The organism is Streptomyces sp. NPDC024632, from assembly GCF_055559175.1.
The window spans coordinates 214,083-240,813 of sequence record NZ_JBVHLD010000002.1; the positions used below are offsets into that span (position 1 = coordinate 214,083).

Genomic DNA, 26,731 nt, shown 5'->3' on the forward strand with positions numbered 1-26,731 from the left:
GGCCGATCGCCTACGGCTCCAGCACCACCACTTCGACATCCGCTCCGGCCTCGACCGAGGTGTCGGCTTCCGGTACGACAATCAGCGCGTCGGCATGCGCGAGCGCCCTGACCAGGTGCGACCCGGAACCGCCGACCGCCGTGACCGTACCGGACGCCCGGTCGTAGTGACCGCGCAGGAACTGCCGCCTGCCTTCCGGCGACCTCTCGATCGCGGTGACGCACACCGCGCGCACGACCTCCCGGTGCACCGACCCGGCACCCATCAGCGTGCGGATCGCGGGGCGGACGAACAGCTCGAAGGACACGTACGCGCTCACCGGATTGCCGGGCAGCGCGAGCAGCGGTGTGCGGTCGGGGCCGATCCGCCCGAAGCCCTGCGGCTTGCCCGGTTGCATCGCGAGCTTGCGGAAGTCGACATGTCCACTTGGCGCGGAGATGTCACCCTCACCGTCGTCGCCGTTGACGTTCATCTCACTGCCGTCCGCGATCGACGACAGCGCTTCTTTGACGACGTCGTACGCGCCGACGCTCACCCCGCCGCTGGTGACGATGATGTCGGCGCGGATGAGCTGGTCCTCGATGGTGGCGCGAAGCGTCTCCACCTCGTCGGCGACGGCGCCGACGCGATACGCGATGGCGCCCGCCGCCCGCGCGGCGGCGGTGAGCGCGAAACTGTTGGAGTCGTAAATCTGACCGGGTCCGAGGTCCTCACCCGGCTGCACCAACTCGCTGCCGGTGGACACCACGACCACCCGCGGCCGGGGCCGCACCTTGACGGCGCCGCGCCCGATCGCCGCGAGCAGCCCGATCTGTGCCGGGCCGAGAATCGTACCGGCGGCCAACGCCAACTCCCCCGCGGCGACATCACTGCCGCGAGCCCGCACGAACTGCCCGTGCTCCACCGGCCGGTGCACCCGCACCTCACCCGCCGCGCCGGCCGGATCGGTGCTGTGCGCGCTCATGCTCGCCGCCGGGCCGCCACCGGTGCCGCCGTCGGTCCACTCCACCGGCACGACACCCTCAGCGCCGGGCGGCAGCGGGGCGCCTGTCATGATCCTGGCGGCCTGGCCCGGTCCCACCGTGGGCAGTTCACCGCTTCCCGCCGCCACATCGCCGACCACGTCGAGCACCGCCGGGTGCTCCTCGGTCGCCGCCTTGGTGTCGGCGACCCGCACCGCGTAGCCGTCCATGGAACTGTTCTCGAACGGCGGCAGCGCCACCGGCACCGTGACGTCCTCGACCAGCACACACCCCTGCGCGTCGAGGATCTGCAACTCGATCGGTTCCAGCGGGGTCAGTTGACCCAGGATGCTGTCGAGATGTTCGGAGACGGACCACACCCGGTCGGCGTCATGACTCACTCTTGCATCTCCTCGGTGACGTACGAACGAAGCCAGGTCCGGAAATCTGGCCCCAGGTCATCACGTTCGCATGCCAGTCGGACAATCGCACGCAGATAGTCACTGCGGTCACCGGTGTCGTAACGCCGCCCGGTGAACACCACACCGTGCACCGGCCCGCCGGTGTGGTCCCGGTGCGACAACTCACGCAACGCGTCGGTGAGCTGGATCTCGCCGCCACGCCCCGGCTCGGTCTTCTTCAGCACGTCGAAGACGGCGGCGTCGAGCACATAGCGGCCGATGACCGCGTACGACGACGGTGCCTGGTCGGGGTTCGGCTTCTCCACCATGTCGGTGACGCGCACGACATCGTCGTCGCTCGTCGGCACCACGGCGGCTGCACCATAGAGGTGGATCTGCGAACGATCGACCCGCATCAAGGCGACGACACTGCCGCCGTGCCGTTCCTGCACCTCCACCATGCGCGCCAGCAACGGGTCGCGGGGGTCGATGAGGTCATCACCGAGCAGCACGGCGAACGGCTGGTCACCGACGTGCGGTTCGGCGCACAGCACCGCGTGACCGAGGCCTTTCGGGTCACCCTGGCGCACATAGTGCATGGTCGCCAGACCGCTGGATTCGCGTACCCGCGCGAGCCGGGACTCGTCACCCTTGCGGGTGAGTGCTTCCTCCAGCTCGTAGTTGCGGTCGAAATGGTCCTCCAGGGCGCGCTTGTTGCGACCTGTGATCATGAGCACATCGGAGAGCTGTGCGGACACGGCTTCCTCGACCACGTATTGAATGGCCGGCTTGTCGACCACGGGAAGCATTTCCTTGGGCGTCGCCTTGGTCGCCGGCAGGAAGCGGGTACCAAGACCGGCGGCAGGGATCACAGCCTTGCTGATCCGGGTACGAGGATGTGATTGCGTCATGCCGTGCACCATAGCGGGCAAGTATTTGCCCGAAGACGAAGGTACGACTGGTTGTGACGGATTGGTGACGGATGTGTGTGGTATGAGCGACGCCCGCGAGCGAAAAGCAGCACTGCGGACCCGGCTCCTGCGCACCCGACGCGACCTTACCGCCGCCGAGCGTGCCGCCGCAGCGACAGCGCTCTCGCAGACCGTACGCGGCCTGCCCGAACTGGCCACCCCCGGACCGGTGGCCGCCTATGTGTCGATCGGCGCGGAGCCCGGCACCCGGGAGTTGATCGACACCCTGCGGAACGCCGGTACGCGCGTCCTACTGCCCGTCCTGCTCCCCGACAACGACTTGGACTGGGCCGCATACGACGGCCCCAACGCCCTGCGACGCACCGCCCGCGGCCTGTTCGAGCCGACCGGCGAACGCCTCGGGCCCCAAGCCGTCACCACGGCGCGGGCCGTTCTGCTGCCCGGCCTCGCCGTGGACGCGCGCGGTGTACGCCTTGGCCGCGGCGGCGGCTCGTACGACCGGGTCCTCGGTCGGCTGAGGGAGGCCGCGGTCGATCCGCTTCTCATGGTGCTGCTCTACGCGCACGAGGTGGTCGAACGGGTTCCGCGGGAACCGCACGACCACCTCGTAGACCTGGCGGTGACACCGGAAGGAGTGCACCGCTTTGCCAGGTGATGTCATTCGCGCGTGACGTTTTCCGTCACCAGGTGCGCGATTACCGGTGTGATTTACGGAGTGAGTGCCATCTTCGCCTTGGTGGCCTTGTCCACCTGCTCGGCGGAGAACACCCAGGGGAGAAGTTCGCCGTTCGCCCACATATTGGTCTGGTCGGTGTAATGCGCGTTGTAGACGTGACCTGACGCGCCCGTCAGATTGATCCACCGGGACTTGTCGAGGTCCTGGAGATTGACGATCATCCGCATGGACGGGACCCAGACGACGTCGTAACCGCCCGCCGCGTTCCAGCCGGTCGCGTTCACGGCCGCCTCACCGCCGCCGAGCTGCCAGGGGCCGCGGTTGAGCAGCCACTTGAGCACGGCGGGGCCTTCGGTTCCCAGCGTCTGGTTCTTCAGCTCCAGCTTGTGGAGGCGGCCCCAGCTCCAGGTGTCGATGTCCTTGCCGAGCTTGGCGGTCAGTTCGTAGCGGGCGTCCTTCATGGCCTGCCCAAGGAGCTGGTCACGATCGCTGTGGTGCTTCTTGTCGGGGTCTCCGCTGAAGAACGCCGTTGTCGACATCGTCCACCAGGGGCTGTTCTGCTGCGGCAGCATCTTGCGAACGACCTCGAACCACCGGTCGCCACCGTCCGGCTGCGCCTCGTCGGCATCCCGCTCGCCGCACTCGTGGACCGTGCCGCTGCTGCCGTCGAGATTGTCGACCGGCCCGGTCTGCCCGGCCGGGGGCACCCGCAGGCACTGACCCTCGGGACGCAATTCCTTGGGCAGCTTGTTGCCGAAGGCCAGCTTCAGGACATTGCGCCACACCGCGTTGAAGTACGCGGCGGCGGCGGAATCGGCGTCCTGGTTGAAGTCCCAGCCCTCCAGCAGTTGCTGCGCCTTGCGTACGTAGTCGCCCTTGTCGTTCGTGATGTTGATCTTCAGAAGATATGGAACGAGAAGCTTGGCGATCTCACTGCTGCTGTCGCCCTGCATCGACTGCATGTCGTCCATGGAGACCTTGCCGCCGTCCTTGATCTTGGACGCGATGAGGTCGTTGATGCGCTGGCTCCTGGTGCCGTATCCCCAGTCCTCGGTCAGCAGGTACGGGTACTTGCTCTGATCGATGACGGCCTGGTTGGCGGTCACGATGTATCCGCGGGAGGGGTTGTACTCGTACGGCATCGACTTGAACGGGATCGTGCCCGTCCAGTCGTAGTGCGAGTCCCAGCCGGGCACCGGGTACGTACCGTCCACACCGTCGGCGCGCGTCGGCACCTGGCCCGGCGCCTGGTAGCCGATATTGCCCTTGGTGTCGGCGTAGATCAGATTCTGCGACGGGACCGCGAAGTCGGCGGCGGCGGCCCGGAACTGGTCGAAGTCCGTCGCCTTGTCGAGTTCGAAGACGGCGTCCATGGTCTTCGAGGGCTCAAGCGCCGTCCATCGCAGAGCGACGGCATAACCACTGTTGACGCCGCCCGGTGGATCGGTGACGGGTGCGGTCTGTCCGACGGTGCGGATCTCGTCGCTGCGGTCGGAGATCACGGGGCCGTTGTTGGTTTCGCGCACCGTAATGGTGCGGCTTTTACCACCCGCGACCTTGATGGTCTCCTGGCGCGTCTTGAAGGGCAGTTGCTTGCCGTCGTAAAGGTAGGTGCCCGCCGTGACCTTCTCCAGATAGAGGTCGGTGACGTCCGCCCCCAGGTTGGTCATTCCCCAGGCGATGCTCTGGTTGTGGCCGATGACGACCCCTGGCATTCCTGAGAAGGTGTAACCGGCGACGTCGTACGGGCAGGCGGCATTCACCACCCGGCAGTGCAGGCCCATCTGGTACCAGAGCGAGGGAAGCTGCGGCGCCAGGTGCGGGTCATTGGCCAGCAACGGCTTGCCCGTGGTGGTGTAGGTGCCGGACACCACCCATGAGTTGGAGCCGATGCCGTCACCTGACGGGCCGAGCAGCGCGGGCATCTGGTCGATGATCTGCGAGATACCCGAAAGCTGTGTGTTGACCGAGCTGCTGAGTCCCTGCGGGCCGCCGGACGACGCGGGCTCGTACGCGCCGGTGATCTTGTTGACGGAACCGCCGTCCACGATCGGCCGGTTGCGGTCGTACGGATACGCCGGGTAGAGCTGCTTGATCTGCGCCTGGCTGAGGCGGCTGGTCATCAGGGCGCGGTCGATCTCGTCCTGCATGTTGCCGCGCAGGTCCCAGGCCATCGCCTTGAGCCAGGCGACGGAGTCGACCGGCGTCCAGGGTGCGGGTTTGTAGTCGTTGCTGAACGACAGCGCCGCGTACTCGACCGACAGTCCGGCGCCGCTGTGGTCCTTGAGGTAGGCGTTGACCCCGTCGGAGTACGCCTGGAGGTACGTCTTGGTGGTGGCGTCGAGCTTGGTGTCGTATTCCTTCTGCGCGACGCCGCGCCAGTTCAGGGTGCGCAGGAAGGCGTCGGTCTCGACCTGGCCCTTGCCGAACATCTCGGACAGCCGTCCCGAGGTGAGATGGCGGCGTACGTCCATCTCGTAGAACCGATCCTGCGCCTGGACGAAGCCCTGGGCGCGGAAAAGGTCCTCGGGGCTGTCGGCGTAGACCTGGGGGATCCCGTTCGCGTCGCGCATGACGTCGACGGGCCCTGACAGGCCCTTGAGCTTCAGCGAGCCCGATGTCTGCGGGAAGGAGGCGCGGACGGTGCTCACGCTCCAGTAGGACCCGAATCCGATGCCCGCTACGAGCAGCAGCACGAACGCGATCACGATGAAGCGTACGCGGCGGGATTTCTTCCGTGCGGGCATCGCTGTCCTTCGAGGGGCAGGGCGGACCGGTGATCAAGGTGCTCGTTGTGCAAGGGCAACCATAGGGGCAGCCCAGCGGTCGGCGGCCGGTGGGCCGTGGAATGTCAAGAGAGCGTAAAATGTTAGGTAAGGCAACGAAGTTGAAAGGACCGGCACCCTGACTGTCCACCATCTCAACGAGATCCTGCTGGTCGGCGCCTCAGTACTGCTGGTCGCGGTCGTGGCCGTGCGCCTCGCCTCACGCAGTGGCCTTCCCACCCTGCTCATCTACCTGGGCATTGGCGTCATCATGGGCCAGGACGGCGTCTTCGGCTTCACCTTCAACGACGTCCAGCTCACCCAAGTCCTGGGTTATGCCGCACTGGTGGTGATCCTCGCCGAAGGCGGACTTGGTACGAAATGGCAGGAAATCAAACCGGTACTGCCCGCCGCCGCGGTGTTGTCGACATTCGGCCTGATGCTGAGCGTCTTCGTCACGGCCGGCGCCGCGCACTATCTGGTGGGCCTCGACTGGCGGCAGGCGCTGATCATCGGCGCGGTGGTGTCATCAACGGACGCGGCCGCCGTCTTCTCCGTGCTGCGCAATGTGGCGCTTCCCAAGCGCGTGACCGGCGTCCTGGAGGCCGAGTCCGGCTTCAACGACGCCCCTGTCGTGATCCTGGTGGTCGCCTTCTCGGCGGCGGGTCCCGTCGACCACTGGTACCACCTGGTGGGCGAGATCGCGCTGGAGTTGGTCATCGGTGCCGCGATCGGACTCGCGGTCGGCTGGTGCGGCGCCTACGGCCTCAGACACGTCGCCCTGCCCGCTTCCGGCCTCTACCCGATCGCCGTCATGGCGATCGCCGTCACCGCCTACGCGGCAGGTGCCATGGCGCACGGCTCCGGCTTCCTCGCCGTCTACATCGCCTCGCTCATCCTCGGCAACGCCAAACTTCCACACCGGCCCGCGACTCGCGGTTTCGCCGAAGGGCTCGGCTGGATCGCTCAGATCGGCCTGTTCGTCCTGCTCGGTCTGCTCATCACACCGCATGAACTGGGTGACGATGTCGTCCCCGCGCTGATCATCGGACTGTTCCTGACCGCGGTCGCCCGGCCCGCCTCCGTGATCGCGAGCCTGCTCCCCTTCCGCATCCCCTGGCGCGAACAGGCGCTGATGTCCTGGGCGGGGCTGCGCGGCGCGGTGCCGATCGTGCTCGCCACCATCCCCATGGTGGCGGGAATCACCGACAGCAAGCGGATCTTCAACATCGTCTTCGTCCTGGTGATCGTCTACACCGTGGTGCAGGGCCCGACCCTGCCATGGGTCGCCCGCCGACTGCGGCTGTCCGGCGACAGCAACGGCGACGCCGCCGACCTCGGCATCGAATCCGCGCCGCTGGAACGGCTCCAGGGCCACCTGCTGTCCGTCGCCATCCCCAACGGCTCACGCATGCACGGCGTCGAGGTGGACGAGCTGCGGCTGCCCACCGGCGCCGCCGTCACCCTGGTGGTACGCGAGGGCGCCAGTTTCGTACCGCTGCCGTCGACCGTGCTGCGGCGCGGCGACGAACTGCTCGTGGTGACCACCGATCCGGTACGGGATGCGGCCGAGGCCCGGCTGCGGGCCGTCGGGCGCGGCGGCAAGCTCGCCGGGTGGCTCGGAGAGAAGCCGCCTGGTCGGCAACGCGGCCGACCAGGTGACCGATAATCCGATCAACGTCCGGACCGCGCCAGGTGCGCGAAAACGGCTCCGGTCTCCGCGTATCATGGTGAGGTATTTGTCGAGTTCAACCTCTGTCTGACGCAGAGCCGGCGCGGATTCCCGCGCTGAGCGGACGGCTCTCGGCGCGGTCATTCGCGGACCTGGATCCGCGCACGCGCTACCAGGCGGCAGAAAGACCAGGCTGTGGCATCCAAGGTGCCCACCTCCCCGTCCACGTCCCCACCCGGGACAACGCCCACGCCCGTCGGCGTCGATGCAAAGACCGGCTACCGGCAACTGCTGAGCACCCCCGGCGCCTGGGCCTTCCTGCTCCCCGGTTTCGCCGCCCGGCAGCCGTTCGCGATGCTCACCATCGGCATGGTGCTGCTCGTCGAGCACACCACCGGCTCCTACGGCACAGCGGGAGCCGCCGCGGCCGTCACCGGGGTCTCGATGGCCCTGTGCGCCCCGAGGAGCGGCCGACTGGCCGACCGCTTCGGGCAACGTGCCGTCCTGGTACCAGGCGTCGCCCTGCACACCGTCTCCGTCATCGGACTGGTGACGCTCGCGCTGACCCATGCGCCTACCTGGACGCTGTTCGCGGCGGCCGTGCCCGCTGGTGCCACCGTGCCGCAGATCGGGCCCATGGTGCGCGCGCGCTGGGCGGTGGCGTTGAACGGCTCGGCAACCGCCCCGTCCAGCGCCGCCTCCCCCTTGATGACAACGGCCGCGGCCTTCGAGTCGGTGACCGACGAGTTCACCTTCGTCATCGGCCCTGTGCTCGCCACCGCGCTGTGCACCGCGGTGCACCCGGCGGCCGGGCTGATCACCGAGGCGGCGCTGACCCTTGCGGGAGGAATCCTCTTCGCCGCGCAGAGAAGTACCGCACCCGTTCCGCACCCCACCATGGGGGGCGTCAGCGGAAAACCCGCCTCAGCCTTGTCCGTACCCGGAGTGCGCGCGCTCGCCGTCGCCTTCCTCGGCATCGGCGCCGTCTTCGGCGGCATGCAGGTGTCGCTGACCGCCTTCACCCAGGAAATCGGCCGGCCCGGCATCAGCGGCCTGTTGTACGGGACCTTCGCCGCCGGAAACATGTTGGCGGGCGTCGTCTACGGCGCGGTCGCCTGGCGCCGCAGCCCCCGCGCCAGGCTGCTCGCGGCGTACGCGGCCCTGACACTCGCCTGCGCCCCGCTGTGGGCCGTGCACGCCGTGCCGGTCCTGGCGCCGCTCGGGCTGCTGGTGGGCCTGTGCATCGCGCCCACCCTCATCACGGGCTACACGATGGTGGACGCCCTGGTACCGGGCGAGTCCCGGACCGAGGCGTTCACGTGGCTGACAGGGGCGGTCGCGCTCGGGCAGGCGGCCGCCGTCACGACGGCCGGGCTGCTGGCCGACCACGCCGGCTCGCACGCCGGTTTCACGGTGCCGTTGGCCGGTACGGCGCTGGCGCTCATGGTGCTGGTGGGGCTGCGCGAGAGGTTGGTGCCACAATCGCGAGGAGTGGTCGCGTCGGGTGTGATCGGTCACCGTGCGGCGGTCCCGGTGGACTGACGCCGGGAAATACTGCACTATTGAGCGTCGTTAGCACTCAATGAGTGAGAGTGCCAGGAGGAGCAAGTGCCGACGTACCAGTACCAGTGCACCGAGTGCGGCGAGGGCCTCGAGGCGGTGCAGAAGTTCAGCGATGACGCGCTGACCGAGTGCCCCAACTGCGGCGGACGCCTGCGCAAGGTCTTCTCCGCCGTGGGCGTGGTCTTCAAGGGCTCCGGTTTCTACCGGACCGACAGCCGCGGCTCGTCCACGAGCAGCGCGCCTGCCGCCAAGAGCAGCAACTCGGACAGCAAGTCCGACAGCAAGCCGTCCTCCGGCTCGTCGTCGGGTTCATCGTCCGGCTCCTCTTCGAGTTCCGGCACGGGCTCCTCGTCCTCGAACAGCACGTCGGCGGCCTGAGCCCTTCCGAGGCTTCCGCGGACCTTACGAACCCCCGCCGTTTTCGCGGTGGGGGTTTCGTCGTGTGCCCGGCGTCGCAATAGGGTGATCGACATGGTGCAGAGCAGCAGTGCGGCGGACGCGCAGGCCGAGATCGGCGTCATCGGCGGATCCGGTTTCTACTCCTTCCTCGACGATGTGAGCGAAATCACGGTCGAGACTCCCTACGGCCCGCCGAGCGACTCGCTGTTCGTCGGCGAGGTAGCGGGGCGCCGGGTGGCGTTCCTGCCCCGGCACGGTCGCAAGCACCATCTGCCACCGCACAAGATCAATTACCGCGCCAATCTGTGGGCGTTGCGGTCCGTCGGCGCGCGCCAGGTGCTCGGTCCGTGCGCGGTGGGCGGTCTGCGCACCGAGTTCGGCCCCGGAACGCTGCTGGTGCCCGACCAACTCGTGGACCGTACAAAGTCGCGCGCCCAGTCGTACTTCGACGGCGAGACGCGAGCCGACGGCCAGGTGCCGAACGTGGTCCATGTGACCTTTGCCGACCCGTACTGCCCGGTGGGCCGGAAGGCCGCCGTCGGCACGGCACGGTCGGGTGGCTGGGAGGCGGTCGACGGCGGGACGCTGGTGGTGGTCGAGGGTCCCCGCTTCTCGACGCGCGCGGAATCGCTCTGGCACGCGGCGCAGGGCTGGTCCGTGGTCGGGATGACCGGCCACCCCGAGGCCGTGCTCGCCCGCGAACTGGGGCTTTGCTACACGTCGTTGACGCTGGTCACCGATCTGGACGCGGGCGCCGACACCGGAGAGGGCGTCTCCCACGAGGAGGTGCTGGAGGTCTTCGCGGCCAATGTCGGCCGGATGCGGGACGTGCTCTTCGACCTGATCGGCGAGCTGCCGGACAACGACGCGCGGGACTGCCTGTGCGTGGACTCGCTGGGGGGCCAGGACCCGGGGATCATTTTCCCCTAGCACGCGGACTCCCGTATCCCTTGGCTCCTGCCTTCCGCGAAGCGGTAATTCACCCCTCCGGGTGGCCGAGTTATCCACAAGTCGGGAGTTGTCCACAGGGATCGGAGCGCTGTCGGCGCCGTGCGCGATGGTGGATGCATCGACCGGACATACCGGTATCGAGCACCTCACGTCAGGCGGTGGTCCGTCATGTCCTGCTCCCCCACTCCCTATTCGGCTCCGGGGTGCCCCGAGCCGTACACGCCGCCGCGTTGCGCGGTGCCGGACTTCCCGCCGATCCGAGCGGGCGGCCGACGGCAGCTCCTGCGGCGGTCGCCGGGGCGCCGACGGCGCTCATTGGCCTTCGGTCTGGCGCTGACGGCGGCCGCGCTGGCGGCGGCCGCGGCGCACGGGACCGGCCCGCGTCATGACGCGGCGGCCCCACGCGGACCCGCACCGGCCGGCGACACCACCCGCGCAGCGACCGTACGGGCGCCCCATGACGTGGCCGAGGTGCTGGTCAGGGCGCCGGTGCGGATCGCCGACGCTGCGGCCGTCGCGCTGCTGCGCCCTGGTGACCGGATCGATGTGCTGGCCAGTTCGCGGGTGGTGGCGTCGAACGCGACCGTTGTGGCCGTGCCGGGCCGCGCGGACGGCTCGAAGCCCGCAGGAGAGTCCGCCCCACCCGATGTCAGTGGCGGTGGAGGCGGCGGGGCACTGGTCGTGGTGGCCGTGCCACGCCGTACGGCGGCGGCGCTCTCCGGAGCGGCCGTCTCGTCACCGCTGGCGGTGACATTGTGCTGAATCACCCGTTCGTGGACGGCGATTGGACACGCCGAACCCGCATTGCCTTCTATGGCGGAACCCATCATTCCGCCACATCGGCGTCACGGAAGAGGCATAGCGGTGACCGACAAGAACAAGCCGGGCGTGCTGGCAGGCTTCAAGGAATTCATCACGCGCGGGAACGTGATCGACCTCGCGGTCGCGGTCGTCATCGGTGCCGCGTTCACCAACATCGTGAACTCCGTGGTGAACGGCGTGATCAATCCCCTGGTCGGTGCCTTCGGTACGAAGGATCTCGTTGGGTACTCGTCCTGTCTGAAAGGCCCGTGCGTCGTCAACGACAAGGGCGAGACGATCAGCGGGATCCACATCCTGTGGGGCTCGGTGCTGAGCGCCGTCCTGACGTTCCTGATCACCGCGGCGGTCGTGTACTTCCTGATGGTCGTACCGATGTCCCGCTACCTGGCGCGGCAGGCGAGCAAGCGCAAGCACGACGAGGTGGTGGAGAAGGCGGCCGAGGTCGAGGAGATCACACTGCTGCGCGACATCCGCGACGCGCTGGTCTCGCCGCGCAGCGGGGGCGGGAACTGATCGTCCGCTCGGCTCAGAGGTGGTGCGGCGGCTTCTCGTTGAGGAAGCGCGTGAAGTCGTCGTCATCGGCCGCCGAGCCGGAGGGCCGGTCGCCCCAGCCCCGGTCGGTGTCGTCGGCCGAGGGGCGGTCGAGCGGATCGTCGAAGACGAGGCCCGAGGGGCCCACCGGGGGTACGACCGCCGGGGCGGGCTCGTCGCCGGGGTTCTCGGCCGGGGTGCGATCGGGGGCGCTGCTCATGCCTCCAGGGTACGGCGGGGCGTCGGTGGCCGGGCTGTCGTCCCTGCTCAAGCGGCCGGAGGGAGATACCCCAAGTGTCCGTTTGAGGCAGTCGGCCGGATATACCTGGCCGCATGCAGACACCGGACCCGACGCCCTCGCCCGCACCGGCAGCCGTACGCCCGGACCCGGAGAGCGTGGAACAGCGACGCGCACAGGCACACGTACCGGAGCGGGAGCACGTAGAGGCGCAGGCGCGGGAACAGGATCTCGACCGAAGCGACCTCGCGTACCGTCGCTGGTTGAGCGAGGCTGTGGGGAAGGTCCATGCCGACGCCAACCGGTCCGCCGATACCCATTTGCTGTCAGTTCCGCTCCCGGCGGACTGGGGCGTCGACCTCTATCTGAAGGACGAGTCCACGCATCCCACGGGCTCGCTGAAGCACCGCCTGGCGCGCTCGCTGTTCCTGTACGCCCTGTGCAACGGCTGGATCCGGCCGGGGCGGCCGGTGATCGAGGCGTCCAGCGGGTCGACGGCGGTCTCGGAGGCATACTTCGCCCGGCTGATCGGTGTCCCCTTTGTGGCCGTGATGGCACGTGGGACGGTGCGGTCCAAGATCGAGCTGATCGAGTTCCACGGGGGCCGATGTCATCTGGTCGACGACCCGTGCGAGGTGTACGGGACGGCGGCACGGCTGGCGCGGGAGACCGGCGGCCACTACATGGATCAGTTCACGTACGCGGAGCGGGCGACGGACTGGCGGGGCAACAACAACATCGCCGAGTCGATCTTCCGGCAGATGGCGGTCGAGCGGTTCCCGGTCCCGACGTGGATCGTGGCGACGGCCGGCACCGGGGGGACGTCGGCGACGCTGGCCAGGTACGTGCGGTACGCCCAGGCGACCACGGGGATCTGCGTCGCGGATCCGGAGAATTCGGCGTTCTTTCCGGGCTGGCGGGATCACGATCCGGCGGTGACGACCGGAGCGGGGTCCCGTATCGAGGGGATCGGCCGCCAGCGGGTGGAGCCGAGTTTCATGCCGGGCGCGATCGACCGCATGATGCGGGTCCCGGACGCCGCTTCCATCGCGTGCGTGCGCGTCCTGGAGCGCCTGCTCGGCCGCCGGGCGGGCGCGTCAACCGGCACCGGGCTGTGGGCCGCCTTCCGGATCATCTCCGAGATGCGCGAACGCGGTGAACAGGGCAGCGTGGTGGGTTTGTTGTGTGATCCGGGTGAGCGGTATCTGGAGAAGTACTATTCGGACGGCTGGCTGGCGGAGCAGGGCATCCGGATCGGCCCTTACGTGGAGCGCGTCGAACGCTTCCTGACCACGGGGGAGCTGGCGCGGGCGGATTCGCCGAGCGGGCAGGCGAGTCGGGGCTGAGCGGCATGGAATTCCGCGCGGCGCGCTGCGCGTAGTGCCTGCCCTACTCCATGGTGTCCTCCATGACTGAACCGACGACTCCGGCAGGTCCGATGGCCAGGACCAGCGGCGCGTTGCGCCGGATGACGGCACGCAGCCGCGACGAGGAAGACCGCGCGTCCACGCCACTTGAGCTGTTCTTCGACCTGTGTTTCGTGGTGGCGGTCGCGCAGGCGGGCGTCCGGCTGGTGCATGCCGCCGCGGAGGGGCATCCGGGACACGGCGTGACCGGTTACCTGTTGGTCTTCTTCGCCATCTGGTGGGCGTGGGTCAACTTTTCATGGTTCGCCTCCGCATACGACACGGATGATGTGCCGTACCGGATCACCACGCTGGTGCAGATCGTCGGTGTGCTGATGCTGGCGGCAGGTGTGCCGCGCGCCTTCGACAGCGGCGACTTCCGGTTGGCGGTGTGCGGATACGCGGTGATGCGGCTGGCGTTGGTGACGCAGTGGCTGCGGGCGGCCGGGGCGGAGACGGGCGCCGCCCGGGGGACGGCTCTGCGGTACGCGTTCGGGGTGACGTTGTGCCAAGTGGGCTGGATGGCGTTGCTGTTGCCGCACGGTGCACCGCCGGTGTGGGCGTTCGTGTTGTTGGCGGTGGCGGAGATGTCGGTGCCTGTGCTGGCGGAGCGGGCGGCACCGACGACGTGGCATCCGCGTCACATCGCGGAGCGGTACGGATTGTTCACGATCATCGTGCTCGGGGAGTCGGTGTCCTCGGCGACCATCGCCGTGCAGTCGGCGGCCGACGAGCACGACGCGCTCGGTGAGTTGTTGCCGATCGCCATCGGCGGGTTGCTGATTGTCTTCGCCGCGTGGTGGATCTATTTCGCGGTGCCGATCCATGACCACCTGGTGTCGAACAGGCAGGCGTTCCTTTGGGGTTACGGCCACTTCGCGGTGTTCGGTTCGGCGGCGGCGATCGGGGCGGGGATGGAGATCGCAGTCGAGCAGGCGGTCGGGAAGGCGGAGATCTCGACGCGGGTGGCGGCGGCCTGGGTCACGGTTCCCGCCGCGGTGTTTCTCATCACTGTCTGGCTGTTGCACTCACGGCACTACAAGCGGGGTCTCGCGCAGCAGCTCACGCTGCCGGTCTCGGGGGTGGTGGTGTTGGCGTGCACCTTCACGGGGTCGCACGCCGTGTTGTGGGCCGGGTTGGTGTGTGCGGTCACGGTGGGGGTGGGGGTGACGTTGCAGGCGCGGGGTGGTAGTCAGACGGCGCCGGTCGCGCCGAGGAGCTCGCCGACGGCGTAGGTGATGGCCATCGCGATGGCGCCGCCCGCGGCGTTGCGGAGGATGGCGGGGCCGGTCGGTGCGCTGCCGAGGCGGGCGCTCGCCCAGCCGCAGCCGACGAGGGCCAGCAGGACGGAGACGACGGTGACGGCCAGGCGCCATGAGGTGGGTGGCAGGACGATGGCCAGCAGCGGGAGCAGGGCGCCGATGGTGAAGGAGACGAAGCTCGCGCCGGCCGCGTGCCAGGGGTTGGCGAGTTCGTCGGGGTTGATGCCGAGTTCGACGCGGGCGTGGGCGCCGAGGGCGTCGCGCTCGGTGAGTTGCTCGGCGACTTCGCGGGCGAGTTCCTGGCTGATGCCGCGGTCTTCGAGGAGGCCGGTGAGTTCGTCGAGTTCGGCTTGGGGGGTGGTGGCGAGTTCTTCGCGTTCCAGGGCGAGGGCGGCCTGTTCGGAGTCGCGTTGTGTGCTGACGGAGACGTATTCGCCCGCCGCCATCGACAGGGAGCCCGCGAGGAGCCCGGCCATGCCCGCGGTCAGGAGTGTGGAGCGGGAGTCGGTGGCTCCCGCGACGCCGACGACCAGGCCCGCGGTGGACACGATGCCGTCGTTGGCGCCGAGTACGGCGGCGCGCAGCCAGTTGAGCCGGGTCCCGAGTCCGTCGTGGTGGGGCTCGTTCTTGTGGGGCCCGGCTTGGGCGTCGGTCTGGTCGTCCATAGGCGGAAGCGTCTCACCTGCGGCGGTCGTGCCCGATCAGGTGGTTGTGGGTGTCGCGGACAGGCCGAACCCCGGTGCGGGGGGGAATGCACCGGGGTTCGGGTCTGTGGGGAAGCGCGCCGGTCAGGCGGCTTCGTATTGGTCGAGGCCGGTCGCGCGGGCCATCCGCTTGAGGTCGGCCAGTGCGTGCTTCTCGATCTGCCGGATGCGCTCGCGCGTCAGTCCGTGCTGCTTGCCGACCTCGGTGAGGGTGCGCTCGCGGCCGTCGACGATGCCGTAGCGGGCCCGGATGATGGAGGCGGTGCGGTCGTCGAGGCGGTCGATCAGCCCGTCCAGTTCCTCGCGGCGGAGCATCACGAGCACGGAGTCCTCCGGGGACGGCGCGGCGCCGTCTTCCACCAGGTCACCGAATTCGGTCTCGCCCTCGGCGTCGACGGACATGTTGAGCGACACCGGGTCGCGGGCCCAGTCGAGGACGTCGGTGACGCGCTCGGGGGTCGAGGCCAGTTCGGTGGCGATCTCGGCGGGCTCCGCGTCGCGGCCGTGCTCGCGGTTGAACTCGCGCTGCACGCGGCGGATGCGGCCCAGTTCCTCGACGAGGTGGACGGGCAGCCGGATCGTGCGGGACTGGTCGGCGATGGAGCGGGTGATGGCCTGGCGGATCCACCAGGTCGCGTAGGTGGAGAACTTGAAGCCCTTGGCGTAGTCGAACTTCTCGACGGCGCGTACCAGGCCGGCGTTCCCCTCCTGGATCAGGTCGAGGAGCGGCAGTCCGCTGCGCGGGTAGCGGCGGGCCACGGCCACGACGAGCCGGAGGTTGGAACGGATGAAGACGTCCTTGGCCTGCTCGCCCGCGGCGACGATGGCCTCGAGCTCCTCGCGGCGGGCGTCACCGCCGGCCTTTGCGGGCAGTCCGGGATCGGCTGCGAGTATGCGTTCTGCGTAGACGCCCGCTTCGATGTCGCGGGACAGTTCCACTTCCCTGGCGGCGTCGAGCAGCGGGGTGCGCGCGATCTCGTCCAGGTACATGCCGACGAGGTCGCGGTCGGCGACTTCCCCGCCTGCGGCGCGAACGCTACTGGTCCCGCCAGCGTGACGACGGGCGACGGCACGGGTTGCCATGCGTGCTCCCTTACGAAGGTGCGGTCGGGTCTCGGTCGGACCGGGCGGTCGGGCCGCTTGCCGGATGGTTCCGTCAGGTGCGGCTCTTGCCTTGCGGTTGCCCCGTCCTGATCGGGATAACGATTGGAATCCGGACACAATTCCCATCTCGTGACCTGAATTTTGTGATCATGCAGTACCCTGTCTCGCCACACAGGGAGGCCAAAGGGTGCCGGAACGTCCAGAAGTCCAGGTCAGACCAGGTAGTGAGGGCGATCTGGCCGCTCTTACCGACATCTACAACCACTACATCCGTGAAACGTCGATCACGTTCGACGTAGTTCCCTTCACCGTCGAACAACGTCGTCCGTGGTTGCTCTCCCACCCGAAAGACGGCCCGCACCGGCTCTTGGTTGCTCACTTTCCCGGCCCGTCGGGACGAATCCTGGGTTATGCGACCAGCAGCCCCTTCCGACCGAAGGCCGCGTACGCGACGTCGGTGGAGACGACGATCTATCTCGCGCACGACGCGGGCGGGCGCGGCATCGGCACGCTGCTCTACACGGCGCTCTTCGAGGCCCTGGCGGAGGAGAACCTGCATCGCGCGTACGCGGGCGTCACGCTGCCGAACGCGGCGTCGCTGCGGCTGCATGAGCGTTTCGGCTTCCGGCCGGTCGGGGTGTATGAGGAGGTCGGCCACAAATTCGGCGCGTACCACGATGTGGCGTGGTTCGAGAAGCGCCTGGGCTGACGCCGGCCTCGCACGCTGATACGCGTGGACAGCGCGGACACGTGCGGACACGTGCAGCTTATTTGAAGGTTCAAACATATGGGGTTACGGTGGTGCTCCCGTACGCTTGAAACTTCAAGGAGGGTGCGCGATGACCACGGCAACCCCGGAGCACATGCCCGCGCTCTACCTCTCGCACGGCGCCCCGCCGCTCGCCGACGACCCGGTGTGGCCCGCAGAGCTGGCGGCCTGGTCGGCCGACCTGCCGCGCCCCAAGGCGATCCTGATGGTCTCGGCGCACTGGGAGGAGGCCCCGCTGGCGATCGGCGCGACCACCACCGTCCCCCTGGTGTACGACTTCTGGGGCTTCCCCGAGCACTACTACCAGGTGCGGTACGCGGCGCCCGGCGCGCCCGCGCTCGCCGACTCCGTGCGGAAACTGCTGCGCGGCGCAGGTAATCCCGTGCAGGACGTGCCCGACCGCGGTCTCGACCACGGCGCGTACGTACCGCTGGTGGAGATGTTCCCCGCCGCCGACATTCCGGTGCTCCAGGTGTCGATGCCGACGCTCGACCCGGAGAAGCTGCTGGACATCGGACGCAAGTTGGCGCCGTTGCGCGACGAGGGCGTGCTGATCGTGGGCAGCGGATTCTTCACGCACAATCTGGCGGCGCTGCGCAACGCGGGTCCGCGGCCGCCGAGCTGGTCGGCGGAGTTCGACGACTGGGGTCACCGGGCGTTGGAAGCCCAGGACGTGGACGCGCTGCTGGACTTTGAACACACCTCGCCCGCCGGGCGGTTGGCGCACCCGCGGACCGAGCACTTCGCCCCGCTGTTCGTTACGCTCGGCGCCGCCGAGTCCGAGCTCGGCAGCCAGCGCAGCATCATCGACGGTTTCTGGATGGGGCTCGCCAAGCGTTCCGTCCAGTTCGGCTGAACAGGGAGACCCCACGCTCATGCAGAAACGACGCATCGGGATCGGCGTGGCCGTAGTGGTCAGCGCCGTGACGCTGGCAGCCTGCGGCTCCGGCTCCAGCTCCGCCAGCGGCAAGGGAGCGAGCGACACGGCGACGACCGCAGGCGGCGGTGACAGCAAGCCCGCGGCCAGTTCCGTCTCGTGGCCCGCGCCAGCCGACGCCTCCGCGCAGGTCAAGGCGGCGGGGCTGCCGATGCTCGGGCAGGAGGGGCAGGTGCTGCACATCCACAGTCACCTCGATGTGTTCGTGGACGGCAAGGCCGTCGTCGTGCCCGCCCTGATCGGCATCGACGAGGCGAAGCAGTCGATCAGCCCGCTGCACACGCACGACACCAGTGGCGTCGTGCACATCGAGTCGCCGGTGCAGGCCGACTTCACGCTCGGCGAGTTCATGACCGAGTGGAACGTGCCGCTCACGAAGGACACGCTCGGTTCGCTCAAGACCGGCGGCGGCAAGGAGCTGCATGTGTACGTGAACGGCAAGGAGCAGACCGGCGACCCGGCGGCGATCAAGCTGGGCGCGCACGAGGAGATCGCGCTCGTGTACGGCGCGCCTTCGGACAAGGTGACGGTGCCCAGCTCGTACAAGTGGCCCGAGGGGCTCTGACGGTCGCCGCGCGGGGCTGCGTATGGAATGACGAATGACCAACGGCAGGGCCCCGCCTCGTGCTTCACGAGGCGGGGCCCTGCCGTTTTCACGCGCTCACCCCATCGGGTGAGTGCCGTGCCGGGTCAGTGTGCGATGACCGGGATCGGGATGTCCTCGAAGTCGCCCTCGGCGACCCTCTCTCCGGTGTTCTGGACACCCGCGTCGACCAGGACGAAGGCCAGGACGGCGGAGAGCACCAGGATGGCGGTGGCCCAGTAGATGGCGACCGAGTAGCCGTGGACGGCAGCCTGGTTGACGAACAACTGGTTCTTCAGGTCGGCCGGGCTCTTGGCGTGCGAGCCGATCCACGTGGTGGTGGCGCTGGCCGCGAGGGTGTTCAGCAGGGCGGTGCCGATGGAGCCGCCGACCTGCTGCGAGGTGTTGACCATGGCGGACGCGACGCCCGCGTCCTCGGGGCGCACACCGTGCGCGGACAGGCTCATGGCGGGCATGAACGCCGTACCCATGCCGAGGCCCATCAGGACCAGGCCGGGCAGCAGGATTTCGGCGTAGTTGGAGTCGACCTTGATCTGGGCGAGGATGCCCATGCCGACGGCGGCGACCAGGAAGCCGGGCGCCATCAGGAAGCGCGGCCGGACCCGCAGCATCAGCCGGGTGCCGATCTGCGTGGAGCCGATGACCATACCGCCGACCATGGGCAGGAACGCGAAGCCCGACTTGAGCGCCGAGTAGCCCATGACCTGCTGGAGGTAGTAGGTCAGGAACAGGAACAGGCCGAACATGCCGATGATGGCGAGGCCCAGCGACAGGTAGACGCCGCCCCGGTTCCGCTCGGTGATGACGCGCAGCGGCAGCAGCGGGGCCTTGACGCGGCCTTCCACGGCCACGAACGAGGCGAGCAGCACCACGGAGGCGACGAACAGGCTGATGGTCACACCGGACGACCAGCCGTCGGACTCGGCGCGGCTGAAGCCGTAGACGAGCGCGACCAGACCGGTGCTGGCGAGGACCACGCCGGGGATGTCCAGGCGGTTGCGGTTGCGGCCTTCGGCGGGTTCGCGGATGAAGGCGATGGCGCCGAGGACGGCGGCGACGGCGAAGAAGATGTTGACGAACAGCGCCCAGCGCCAGTTCAGGTACTCGGTGAGGACACCGCCGAGGATGAGGCCGACCGCTGCGCCGGCGCCGGCGATGGCGCCGTAGATGCCGAACGCCTTGGCGCGTTCCTTGGCGTCGGTGAACATCACCGAGATCAGGGAGAGCGCGGCGGGCGCGAGCAGGGCGCCGAAGACACCCTGGAGGGCGCGGGCGCCGAGCAGCATCGCCGTGTTGACGGCGGCGCCGCCGAGCGCGGAGGCCGCGGCGAAGCCGAGCAGACCGACGATGAAGGTGTTCCTGCGTCCCCACAGGTCCGCGATCCGGCCGCCGAAGAGCAGCAGGCCACCGAAGGCGAGGGTGTAGGCCGTGACGACCCACTGGCGGTTGCCGTCCGAGATGCCGAGGTCGGCCTGGGCGGAGGGAAGTGCGATGTTCACCACGGTCGCGTCGAGCACGACCATGAGCTGAGCGATGGCGATGAATATCAGCGCTGTCCAGCGCTTCGGATCGGGCAAGCGTGTTTCAGGCATAACTGATCTCACTAATGGATGCGGAGTGACAGGACGTGGGGACGTGTGTCATCGAGCTGGCGCCGGACGATGCGGATCGTGGTCCGGGATCCGGTCGCGGTGTTCATCGGTCGAGCGGCCGAGAACTGCGCTTCGGTAAGTCGGCGAACTTCCCTACGTTATCGCCCGGTTCATGGGCGTTGCGAACTATTTGTTTCCGGCTTTGAGGTCCTCCAGGGTGGCCGCCGTCCCGACGAGTACGGATCCGGCGGGGGCGCGCAGCCCGTCGAGGAAGAGCTGCAGGTGGCGGTGGACGAAGCGGTCGAAGCCCATGCAGCCGGTGCCCGGCAGCGGCCGGGTGAGCTGCGTCAGGGCGACCATCAGGTCACCGACGGCGATGTCGGTACGGAGCAGGCCCGCGCTCTGCGCGCGTTCCATGATGGCGTTGACCGACCGCTCCAGCCGTTCCATCTGCTGGGTGACGGCGGGGTCCTGGCGGTCGAAGGCGTCCGACAGCATCGGGCACAGCGCCCCGATCCGCTCTTCGGCCGCTTCGAAGACGAAGCGGCGCAGCGCGGCGAAGGCGTCGGGCTCCTGAGCGAGGGCGTCTTCGGCCCGCTCGGCGGTCGTGGCCATGACGGTGAGCGTGACCTGGCGGATCAGTTCGGCGCGGTCGGTGAAGTGCCGGTAGAGCGTGGCGTTCCCCACTCCCGCGCGGCGCGCCACGTCGTCGAGCGGCACGTCCGGGCCGAACTCCACGATGGCCTCGCGGGCGGCGGCGACGATGCGCTCGCGGTTGCGTGTGGCGTCCGCGCGCAGCCGCACGGCGCGCGGCCTGGTGCTGCTGGTGGTTGCGGTGGCGCTGGTCGTACCAACAGTGTCGAGGCTCACGGCGGGCGGCTCCTTCCGATCGATCCAGCGGTCGTTCACGGGGGTACGGGCCCCGTCGTTGAAACGGACAGGCACTCCCCGTTTCGCGGTCACCTGGTCTAAACGGGGAGCGCGTCCCCGGATATTTCCCGTCACGCTTGTGACCTGCGTCACGCGATTGGCGGGGTTGGCGGGGTTGGCGGGAGGCTTCACCAAAGAGGCGTCCGGTCGTACGAGCCGGACGCGCCCGGTCGCGGACCGACGGCGGGACACGCCATTTTATTGAAGCTTCAAGAAGTGCACGTACCATGAACGCCATGACATGGCTGACCGAAGACGAGCAGGCGACCTGGCGGGCGTTCCTGCACGCCACGACGTTGCTGGAAGACCACCTCGACCGTCAGCTCCAGCGTGACGCGGGCATGCCGCACATGTACTACGCGTTGCTCAGCACGCTCTCCGAGACGCCCGGCCGCAGTATGCGCATGACGGAGCTCGCCGAGCGCGCCAAGATCACCCGTTCCCGGCTGTCGCACGCCGTCGCCCGCCTGGAGGGGAACGGGTGGCTGCGCCGCGAGAACTGCCCCTCCGACCGCCGCGGGCAGATCGCGGTCCTCACCGACGCCGGTTACGACGAGGTGGTGCGTACGGCGCCCGGTCACGTCGCCGCCGTCCGCTCCGCGATCTTCGACCGGCTCACCCCCGAGCAGACGGCGCAGCTCGGGGAGATCTCCCGCATCATCGCCGAGGGCCTGCACCAGCCGGACCGCGCGGACCTGCCCTGGCTGCGCTGAAACGGTCGGTCACCGACCGCGGGAGCGTCAACCTCGCGCCCGTGAAGTCACCCCATACGGTCAGCGCCGGCCGGAGCGGGCGAGCCACCGTCCCTCGTGCCTGCTGACCTCGATCGGCCGCCCGAAGCATTGGGTCATCGACTCGGCCGTGAGCACCTGCCGCGCGGTCCCCGACGTCAGCACCCGTCCTTCCTTGAGCAGCAGTACGTGCCCGATCGCGGGCGACAGCTCTTCCAGGTGGTGGGTGACGGTGATGGTCGCCAGAGCCGTACGGGTGAGCGCGAGGCGGTGCATGGCGTCGATCAGGTCCTCGCGGGAGGGCAGGTCGAGCGCGTTGAAGGGCTCGTCGAGGAGCATCAGTGCCGGGTCGGCCATCAGCGCCCGCGCGACCAGAACGCGGGCCCGCTGACCGCCGGAGCAGACCCCGTACGCCCGGTCCGCCAGATCCTTGATCTCCAGCTCCGCCAGCAGCTCGTGCGCGCGCTCGCGGACCTCGTCGTCGTACTTGCGCCACAGCGGCTGCACGGTGCCCGTGTGGCCGGTCAGGACGACGGTGTGGGCGGTGGCGTCGAGCGGCACCTTCTGTGAGGACGACACCAGGCCGATGTGCGCGCGCAATTCGCGCATGTCGACACGGCCGAGGCGGTGGCCGAGCACGTCGACTGTGCCGGAGGTGGGATGCATGAGGGCGCCGATGAGGCGCAGCATCGTCGTCTTGCCCGCGCCGTTGGCGCCCAGCAGCGCCCAGTGCTCGCCGGACCGTACGGTCCAGTTGACGTCGTCGAGGATGACCTGGCCGGTGGTGAAGCGGCGGACGCTGACGGCGCCGAGAGCGGCCACGACGGTGTTGGCTGTCATGACGGCACGGTAGCTGTATCCGCCACCTTCACGCCCCGGGATTCCACGATGTGAGCGGCCGTGCGCGGGAGGGAGGCGTCACATATGTGCGGCGGGCGGGGCGTCGGGTTCGGCGTCACCTGGTGCGGGCGAATCGTCGGGCAGCGTGCTGGGCTGCGCCAGGGCGCGCGGCTTGCCGCGCCGGTAGAGGAAGGCCGTCACCACGGTGCCGACGGCGAAGAAGCCCGCCGCCCACCAATAGGCGGTCGAATAGCTGTGCAACTGGGCCTGCGCGGCGACGGCGGGAGTGTTCTGCTTGCCGACCACGTAGCTGGCGGCGGCGCTGGTGGCGAGGGTGTTCAGCAGCGAGGTGCCGACGGAGCCGCCGACCTGCTGCGAGGTGTTCACCATGGCGGACGCGACACCCGCGTCACGCGCTTGTACGCCCGCAGTGGCGAGGTTCATCGCCGTGGCGAAGATCGAGCCGAGGCCGAGGCCGAGGATCAGCAGCGGCGGCAGTACGTGCGCGGGATAGGTGCTGTGCAGGTCGAGCGCGGTCAGCCACGCCATGGCGACGCCGGCCAGGGCCATGCCGGTCGGCACGATCGGCTTGGCGCCGAAGCGCGGCACCAGCACATTGGTGGTGGTCACCGACGTCACCACCATCACGGCGATCATCGGAAGAAAGGCGAGTCCGGTGGAGACCGGCGAGTAGTGCAGGCTCTGCTGGAGGTAGTACGTCAGGAACAGGAAGACGCCGAACATCCCGCCGCCGGAGATGAACATCGCCAGGAACGACGCGCCCCGGTCCCGGTCGGTCACCACCCGAAGCGGCAGCAAGGGGTGCGCCGCGCGGCGCTGCCAGGTGACGAAGGCGAGCAGCAGGACGACGCTCGCCACCAGGAAGCCCCAGGTCTGCGGCGAGCTCCAAGGGTGCTTCTCGGCGTTGGAGAAGCCGTAGACGATGCAGAACAGGCCGGCCGACACCAGGGCGGTGCCGGGGATGTCCAGCTTGGGACGGTCGGGCAGGGTGCCGCCTTGCAGCAGTCGTACGCCGCCGATGAACGCGATCGTGGCGAAGATCAGATTGACGTACAGGCACCAGCGCCAGTCGAGGTATTCGGTCAGCACACCGCCGAGCAGCAGACCGACGGCGCCGCCCGCGCCCGCGATGGCGCCGTAGATGCCGAACGCCTTGGCGCGCTCCTTGGGGATGGTGAAGGTCGTGGTGAGCAAGGAGAGGGCGGCGGGGGCGAGCAGGGCGCCGAACATGCCCTGGAGGGCGCGGGCGGTGACCAGTACGCCGAAGTTGGGGGCGGCGCCGCCGATCGCGGAGGCGAGCGCGAAGCCGGTCAGGCCGATCAGGAAGACCCTCTTGCGGCCGACCAGGTCGGCGAGACGGCCGCCGAGCAGCAGCAGCGAGCCGAAGGCGAGGGCGTACGCCGTCACGATCCACTGACGGTTGCCGTCGGTGAAGCCGAGGGCCGTCTGGGCGGAGGGCAGCGCGATGTTCACGATGGTGGCGTCGAGGACCACCATGAGCTGCGCCAGGCCGATCACGCCGAGTACCCACCAGCGGTGGGAGGGGGTGCCGACGACACTGCTGCGGCCCGGCTTCCCGTCGGGCTGTGGGCCGCCGCCGAGGCCGGCGGCGGAAGCGGAGGTGTCCGGGCTGCTACGGGCCATGACGGAGTTCTCCCTTGGCGCGACCACCCCCCGGGGACTCCACGCTAGGCGCAGCTCAGCGGCCTCGCCACGCGGGAAGCCGTCGCCCGGACGGCGCAAGGGCCCTGGGCAGTGCCGAGGAGCCGCCGCGGTCCGGTCCCCGTACCGGAACCGCGGCGGCTCCTCCGTCTTCGGTGTCGGTCGTCGCGTCCGCGGCGGTGGTCGCCCGCAAGGCCCTGGAGTCCACCGCGACCGCCATCGGACGACCGTCCCGGGTGGCGATGACGGTCACGGAGTGGTCGGCCGCTCCGCGGTCCGCGGTGGCGGCGTGGGCGGGCGTCGTCCGCGCGGCCGGGAACCGCACGGCGGTGGCCGTGCCTGTCCTGTCCAGCAGCAGACGGGTGGTGATCACGCGGTGCGCCCTTCACGAACCTGACCGCCGCGCGACCCGCGCTTCACCGGGTCTGCGGCACCGACACAACGATCAGTAACCGCCCATCCCATAGGACTAACGCGTCGTCACCCGAATGGCGCGACCCAATGAGCGCGACCGCGTGCGCTGAGGTAGCGCCGCACACCGTCACACACCGCGCGAAAGGCGATTTGGCGACAACCCTGACGTACCAACTCCGCGCGCGCACCCGCCCGGCAGCACGTTCCCTGAGAGGAACGGGCCCGGTCGGGCGGCACTCGCACAGGCAGGGGGTACGTGGATGGCGGCGACCGCCGACGGACCCGCCGCCGGGGACGGCGCGTCAGGGTCGGGACCGTTGGGTGACGACGAGCGCGCGGAGTTGACGGCGCTGCGGGCGCGGTTGGCGGTGTCGCGATCGCGGCACCGGGTGCGGTCGTTCTTCTCCGCGCTGCTCATCACACTGGCCGCGGTACTGGCTCCGCTCGGCGCCGTGGCGGTGTGGGCCGCCGACATCGTCGGCAACACCGACCGCTATGTGGCGACGATGGCGCCGCTCGCCGACAACCCGCAGGTGCGGAGGGCCGTCACCGATCAGGTGACGGCGGCCGTCATGGACCGGATCGACCTCGACTCGCTGCTGTCGAGCGTGGCGCCCTCGGATCTGCCGGGGGTGAAGGCGGCGCTGGGCGGGATCAGCGGCCCGATCACGTCGGGGGTGACGGATTTCGTGCACGGCACGGTGGCGACGTTCGTGTCGAGCAGTGCCTTCTCGACGATCTGGGAGGAGCTGAACCGGAGGGCGCACGCGACGGTCGTCGACGCGCTGACCGGCAGTAACGATTCGGCGGTGCAGGTCGAGCACAACACCGTGACGCTCGATCTCGCGCCCGTGGTGGCCGGGGTGAAGCAGCAGTTGGTGGACCGCGGGCTGAAGGTCGCCGGGCGGCTGCCCGACGTGCACACCGACTTCACGTTGCTGAAGTCGGACGAGATCGGGCGGGTGAAGACCGGTTTCCGGGCGCTGCAACTGGCCGGGGACTGGCTGCCGGTGGTCACCGTCGTCGTCGCGGGCGCCGGGGTGCTGCTGGCCGTACGGCGTCGCCGCGCGCTGGTCGCCGCCGCGCTGGGTGTCGCGGCGGGGGTGGCCGTACTCGGCGTCGCGCTCGCTCTCTTCCGCACCTTCTACCTCGACCACCTGTCTCCCGATGTGCACCATGCGGCCGCCGCGGCGATCTACGACCAGGTGGTGCGGTTTCTGCGGGCGAGCGTTCGGATGGTGATCACCCTGGGGGTGGTGGTGGCGCTGGGGGCGTGGCTGAGCGGTTCGGGGCAGTGGGCGGTACGGGTGCGGACGATGTGGGAGTCGGGGATCGCGGCGGTGCGGGAGGCGGCGGGGGTGCGGTCGACCGGGCCGGTGGGGCCGTGGGTGGACCGTTTCCGCGTCTGGCTGCGGTGGGTCGTCGTCGCGGTCGCGTCGGTGGTCCTGGCGCTGTGGCCGTATCCGACCGGCATGGTGATCTTCTGGATCGCGTTGGTGACGGTGGCGGGGCTCGCGGTCATCGAGTTCCTGGACGAGCGTCCGGCCGTTGATACGACCGGCGGGGGTGAGCGCGGATCCGGGGCGTTGACGTCGTAGTTGACGCCGTCGTCGGGTCCCTCGCCCCGGCTCCGTCGCACGGTCACTCTTGTGGCGCCGTCACCCTCGCGCGCCGAGCGCCGCCAACTGCTCGGCGAACGGCACGACCTCGTCGTCGGCACCGGCACCCATACCGGCGTCCGTCGTCGCGCCCCCGGCCGGGGGCGGGGGGGGGGGGGGGGGGGGGGTGAGGGGGGGGGGGGGGGGGGCGCGGTTGTCGGTGAGAGCGGCGAGGGGGGGTTAGA

At 69.3% G+C, this 26,731-nt stretch carries 25 protein-coding genes; 14 read left to right on the forward strand and 11 right to left on the reverse strand.

The genetic code is table 11. The features are described 5' to 3' along the window. Positions 1 to 10: 10 nt before the first annotated feature. Both glp and galU read right to left on the reverse strand, forming a co-directional pair. Positions 11 to 1,363, reverse strand: coding sequence for a molybdotransferase-like divisome protein Glp (gene glp, locus ACZ37P_RS04285; protein WP_391162371.1), 1,353 nt, complete (start codon positions 1,361 to 1,363; stop codon positions 11 to 13). Then, the gene (gene galU, locus ACZ37P_RS04290) at positions 1,360 to 2,274 is read right to left on the reverse strand and encodes a UTP--glucose-1-phosphate uridylyltransferase GalU (protein WP_467344795.1); all 915 of its coding nucleotides are present in this window, start codon (positions 2,272 to 2,274) and stop codon (positions 1,360 to 1,362) included. The genes glp and galU overlap by 4 nt, the downstream gene beginning before the upstream one ends. Positions 2,275 to 2,356: 82 nt before the next feature. Here galU and ACZ37P_RS04295 point away from each other — a divergent pair, with 82 nt between their 5' ends. Next, complete coding sequence (locus ACZ37P_RS04295) at positions 2,357 to 2,950, forward strand: 5-formyltetrahydrofolate cyclo-ligase (protein WP_467344796.1); 594 nt, start codon at positions 2,357 to 2,359, stop codon at positions 2,948 to 2,950. A 53-nt stretch (positions 2,951 to 3,003) separates the two neighbouring features. On the opposite strand, the gene ACZ37P_RS04300 is transcribed toward ACZ37P_RS04295, so the two are convergent. Continuing rightward, the gene (locus tag ACZ37P_RS04300; protein ID WP_355337855.1) at positions 3,004 to 5,718 is read right to left on the reverse strand and encodes a penicillin acylase family protein; all 2,715 of its coding nucleotides are present in this window, start codon (positions 5,716 to 5,718) and stop codon (positions 3,004 to 3,006) included. 157 nt (positions 5,719 to 5,875) lie between these two features. Here ACZ37P_RS04300 and ACZ37P_RS04305 point away from each other — a divergent pair, with 157 nt between their 5' ends. From ACZ37P_RS04305 to mscL, 6 genes are all read left to right on the forward strand, one after another. Next, on the forward strand, positions 5,876 to 7,405 hold the full coding sequence (locus ACZ37P_RS04305) for a potassium/proton antiporter (protein WP_391043588.1): 1,530 nt from the start codon (positions 5,876 to 5,878) through the stop codon (positions 7,403 to 7,405). Between the two features lie 291 nt (positions 7,406 to 7,696). After that, the gene (locus ACZ37P_RS04310; RefSeq protein ID WP_467345223.1) at positions 7,697 to 8,950 is read left to right on the forward strand and encodes an MFS transporter; all 1,254 of its coding nucleotides are present in this window, start codon (positions 7,697 to 7,699) and stop codon (positions 8,948 to 8,950) included. A 66-nt stretch (positions 8,951 to 9,016) separates the two neighbouring features. Continuing rightward, on the forward strand, positions 9,017 to 9,349 hold the full coding sequence (locus tag ACZ37P_RS04315) for an FmdB family zinc ribbon protein (protein WP_467344798.1): 333 nt from the start codon (positions 9,017 to 9,019) through the stop codon (positions 9,347 to 9,349). A 93-nt stretch (positions 9,350 to 9,442) separates the two neighbouring features. Beyond that, the gene (locus tag ACZ37P_RS04320; protein WP_401310451.1) at positions 9,443 to 10,300 is read left to right on the forward strand and encodes an S-methyl-5'-thioadenosine phosphorylase; all 858 of its coding nucleotides are present in this window, start codon (positions 9,443 to 9,445) and stop codon (positions 10,298 to 10,300) included. Between the two features lie 336 nt (positions 10,301 to 10,636). Beyond that, positions 10,637 to 11,083, forward strand: coding sequence for a hypothetical protein (locus ACZ37P_RS04325; RefSeq protein WP_467344801.1), 447 nt, complete (start codon positions 10,637 to 10,639; stop codon positions 11,081 to 11,083). A gap of 102 nt (positions 11,084 to 11,185) precedes the next feature. Continuing rightward, positions 11,186 to 11,656 carry a large conductance mechanosensitive channel protein MscL gene (mscL, locus tag ACZ37P_RS04330; RefSeq protein WP_317452500.1) on the forward strand — a complete coding sequence of 157 codons (471 nt, stop codon included), beginning with the start codon at positions 11,186 to 11,188 and terminating at the stop codon, positions 11,654 to 11,656. Between the two features lie 13 nt (positions 11,657 to 11,669). Here the strand turns inward: mscL and ACZ37P_RS04335 are convergent, their stop codons facing one another. Continuing rightward, complete coding sequence (locus ACZ37P_RS04335; RefSeq protein WP_355337840.1) at positions 11,670 to 11,894, reverse strand: hypothetical protein; 225 nt, start codon at positions 11,892 to 11,894, stop codon at positions 11,670 to 11,672. Between the two features lie 281 nt (positions 11,895 to 12,175). Here ACZ37P_RS04335 and ACZ37P_RS04340 point away from each other — a divergent pair, with 281 nt between their 5' ends. Both ACZ37P_RS04340 and ACZ37P_RS04345 read left to right on the forward strand, forming a co-directional pair. Next, positions 12,176 to 13,258, forward strand: coding sequence for a PLP-dependent cysteine synthase family protein (locus tag ACZ37P_RS04340; protein ID WP_467344804.1), 1,083 nt, complete (start codon positions 12,176 to 12,178; stop codon positions 13,256 to 13,258). 62 nt (positions 13,259 to 13,320) lie between these two features. Then, positions 13,321 to 14,553, forward strand: coding sequence for a low temperature requirement protein A (locus ACZ37P_RS04345; protein ID WP_467344805.1), 1,233 nt, complete (start codon positions 13,321 to 13,323; stop codon positions 14,551 to 14,553). Here ACZ37P_RS04345 and ACZ37P_RS04350 read toward each other — a convergent pair. After that, positions 14,511 to 15,245: a VIT1/CCC1 transporter family protein gene (locus tag ACZ37P_RS04350; RefSeq protein ID WP_355337831.1), complete on the reverse strand. Its 735-nt coding sequence runs from the start codon at positions 15,243 to 15,245 to the stop codon at positions 14,511 to 14,513. The two genes, ACZ37P_RS04345 and ACZ37P_RS04350, sit on opposite strands and share 43 nt — an antisense overlap. Positions 15,246 to 15,368: 123 nt before the next feature. Then, entirely contained in the window at positions 15,369 to 16,367 is a 999-nt protein-coding gene (locus ACZ37P_RS04355) for a sigma-70 family RNA polymerase sigma factor (protein ID WP_355337827.1), read from the reverse strand. Positions 16,368 to 16,575: 208 nt separating this feature from the next. Between ACZ37P_RS04355 and ACZ37P_RS04360 the strand changes: the two genes are divergently transcribed. The 3 genes from ACZ37P_RS04360 (at position 16,576) to ACZ37P_RS04370 (ending at position 18,659) form a co-directional block, all read left to right on the forward strand. Further along, positions 16,576 to 17,097: a GNAT family N-acetyltransferase gene (locus ACZ37P_RS04360; protein ID WP_401716308.1), complete on the forward strand. Its 522-nt coding sequence runs from the start codon at positions 16,576 to 16,578 to the stop codon at positions 17,095 to 17,097. Positions 17,098 to 17,227: 130 nt separating this feature from the next. Next, positions 17,228 to 18,013 (forward strand): dioxygenase family protein, encoded by a 786-nt coding sequence (locus ACZ37P_RS04365; protein WP_467344809.1) that lies wholly within the window; start codon positions 17,228 to 17,230, stop codon positions 18,011 to 18,013. A gap of 19 nt (positions 18,014 to 18,032) precedes the next feature. Further along, positions 18,033 to 18,659, forward strand: coding sequence for a hypothetical protein (locus ACZ37P_RS04370; protein WP_467344810.1), 627 nt, complete (start codon positions 18,033 to 18,035; stop codon positions 18,657 to 18,659). Positions 18,660 to 18,784: 125 nt separating this feature from the next. Here the strand turns inward: ACZ37P_RS04370 and ACZ37P_RS04375 are convergent, their stop codons facing one another. Together ACZ37P_RS04375 and ACZ37P_RS04380 are read right to left on the reverse strand one after the other, a co-directional pair. Continuing rightward, on the reverse strand, positions 18,785 to 20,290 hold the full coding sequence (locus tag ACZ37P_RS04375; RefSeq protein ID WP_391162381.1) for an MFS transporter: 1,506 nt from the start codon (positions 20,288 to 20,290) through the stop codon (positions 18,785 to 18,787). A 186-nt stretch (positions 20,291 to 20,476) separates the two neighbouring features. Continuing rightward, the gene (locus tag ACZ37P_RS04380) at positions 20,477 to 21,160 is read right to left on the reverse strand and encodes a TetR/AcrR family transcriptional regulator (RefSeq protein ID WP_391043333.1); all 684 of its coding nucleotides are present in this window, start codon (positions 21,158 to 21,160) and stop codon (positions 20,477 to 20,479) included. Between the two features lie 287 nt (positions 21,161 to 21,447). Here ACZ37P_RS04380 and ACZ37P_RS04385 point away from each other — a divergent pair, with 287 nt between their 5' ends. Next, positions 21,448 to 21,933: a MarR family winged helix-turn-helix transcriptional regulator gene (locus ACZ37P_RS04385; RefSeq protein WP_391162382.1), complete on the forward strand. Its 486-nt coding sequence runs from the start codon at positions 21,448 to 21,450 to the stop codon at positions 21,931 to 21,933. 60 nt (positions 21,934 to 21,993) lie between these two features. Here ACZ37P_RS04385 and ACZ37P_RS04390 read toward each other — a convergent pair whose 3' ends face one another. The 3 genes from ACZ37P_RS04390 to ACZ37P_RS04400 form a co-directional block, all read right to left on the reverse strand. Further along, positions 21,994 to 22,791 carry an ABC transporter ATP-binding protein gene (locus ACZ37P_RS04390; RefSeq protein WP_467344813.1) on the reverse strand — a complete coding sequence of 266 codons (798 nt, stop codon included), beginning with the start codon at positions 22,789 to 22,791 and terminating at the stop codon, positions 21,994 to 21,996. Between the two features lie 78 nt (positions 22,792 to 22,869). Beyond that, a complete protein-coding gene (locus ACZ37P_RS04395; protein ID WP_355337808.1) occupies positions 22,870 to 24,456 on the reverse strand; it encodes a DHA2 family efflux MFS transporter permease subunit in 1,587 nt (528 codons plus the stop codon). 55 nt (positions 24,457 to 24,511) lie between these two features. Continuing rightward, entirely contained in the window at positions 24,512 to 24,847 is a 336-nt protein-coding gene (locus ACZ37P_RS04400) for a hypothetical protein (RefSeq protein WP_401310484.1), read from the reverse strand. Positions 24,848 to 25,148: 301 nt separating this feature from the next. On the opposite strand from ACZ37P_RS04400, the gene ACZ37P_RS04405 reads away from it, so the two are divergent. Next, positions 25,149 to 26,486: a hypothetical protein gene (locus ACZ37P_RS04405; RefSeq protein WP_467344815.1), complete on the forward strand. Its 1,338-nt coding sequence runs from the start codon at positions 25,149 to 25,151 to the stop codon at positions 26,484 to 26,486. The last annotated feature ends 245 nt before the right edge of the window (positions 26,487 to 26,731 follow it).

What these genes read in the sequence shown, in the direction of transcription:
- galU (WP_467344795.1), bottom strand. Translation starts at nt 2,274, where the DNA reads ATGACGCAATCACATCCTCGTACCCGGATCAGCAAGGCTGTGATCCCT.
- ACZ37P_RS04295 (WP_467344796.1), top strand. Translation starts at nt 2,357, where the DNA reads ATGAGCGACGCCCGCGAGCGAAAAGCAGCACTGCGGACCCGGCTCCTG.
- ACZ37P_RS04300 (WP_355337855.1), bottom strand. Translation starts at nt 5,718, where the DNA reads ATGCCCGCACGGAAGAAATCCCGCCGCGTACGCTTCATCGTGATCGCG.
- ACZ37P_RS04320 (WP_401310451.1), top strand. Translation starts at nt 9,443, where the DNA reads ATGGTGCAGAGCAGCAGTGCGGCGGACGCGCAGGCCGAGATCGGCGTC.
- ACZ37P_RS04335 (WP_355337840.1), bottom strand. Translation starts at nt 11,894, where the DNA reads ATGAGCAGCGCCCCCGATCGCACCCCGGCCGAGAACCCCGGCGACGAG.
- ACZ37P_RS04345 (WP_467344805.1), top strand. Translation starts at nt 13,321, where the DNA reads ATGACTGAACCGACGACTCCGGCAGGTCCGATGGCCAGGACCAGCGGC.
- ACZ37P_RS04350 (WP_355337831.1), bottom strand. Translation starts at nt 15,245, where the DNA reads ATGGACGACCAGACCGACGCCCAAGCCGGGCCCCACAAGAACGAGCCC.
- ACZ37P_RS04355 (WP_355337827.1), bottom strand. Translation starts at nt 16,367, where the DNA reads ATGGCAACCCGTGCCGTCGCCCGTCGTCACGCTGGCGGGACCAGTAGC.
- ACZ37P_RS04365 (WP_467344809.1), top strand. Translation starts at nt 17,228, where the DNA reads ATGACCACGGCAACCCCGGAGCACATGCCCGCGCTCTACCTCTCGCAC.
- ACZ37P_RS04370 (WP_467344810.1), top strand. Translation starts at nt 18,033, where the DNA reads ATGCAGAAACGACGCATCGGGATCGGCGTGGCCGTAGTGGTCAGCGCC.
- ACZ37P_RS04375 (WP_391162381.1), bottom strand. Translation starts at nt 20,290, where the DNA reads ATGCCTGAAACACGCTTGCCCGATCCGAAGCGCTGGACAGCGCTGATA.
- ACZ37P_RS04385 (WP_391162382.1), top strand. Translation starts at nt 21,448, where the DNA reads ATGAACGCCATGACATGGCTGACCGAAGACGAGCAGGCGACCTGGCGG.
- ACZ37P_RS04390 (WP_467344813.1), bottom strand. Translation starts at nt 22,791, where the DNA reads ATGACAGCCAACACCGTCGTGGCCGCTCTCGGCGCCGTCAGCGTCCGC.
- ACZ37P_RS04395 (WP_355337808.1), bottom strand. Translation starts at nt 24,456, where the DNA reads ATGGCCCGTAGCAGCCCGGACACCTCCGCTTCCGCCGCCGGCCTCGGC.
- ACZ37P_RS04405 (WP_467344815.1), top strand. Translation starts at nt 25,149, where the DNA reads ATGGCGGCGACCGCCGACGGACCCGCCGCCGGGGACGGCGCGTCAGGG.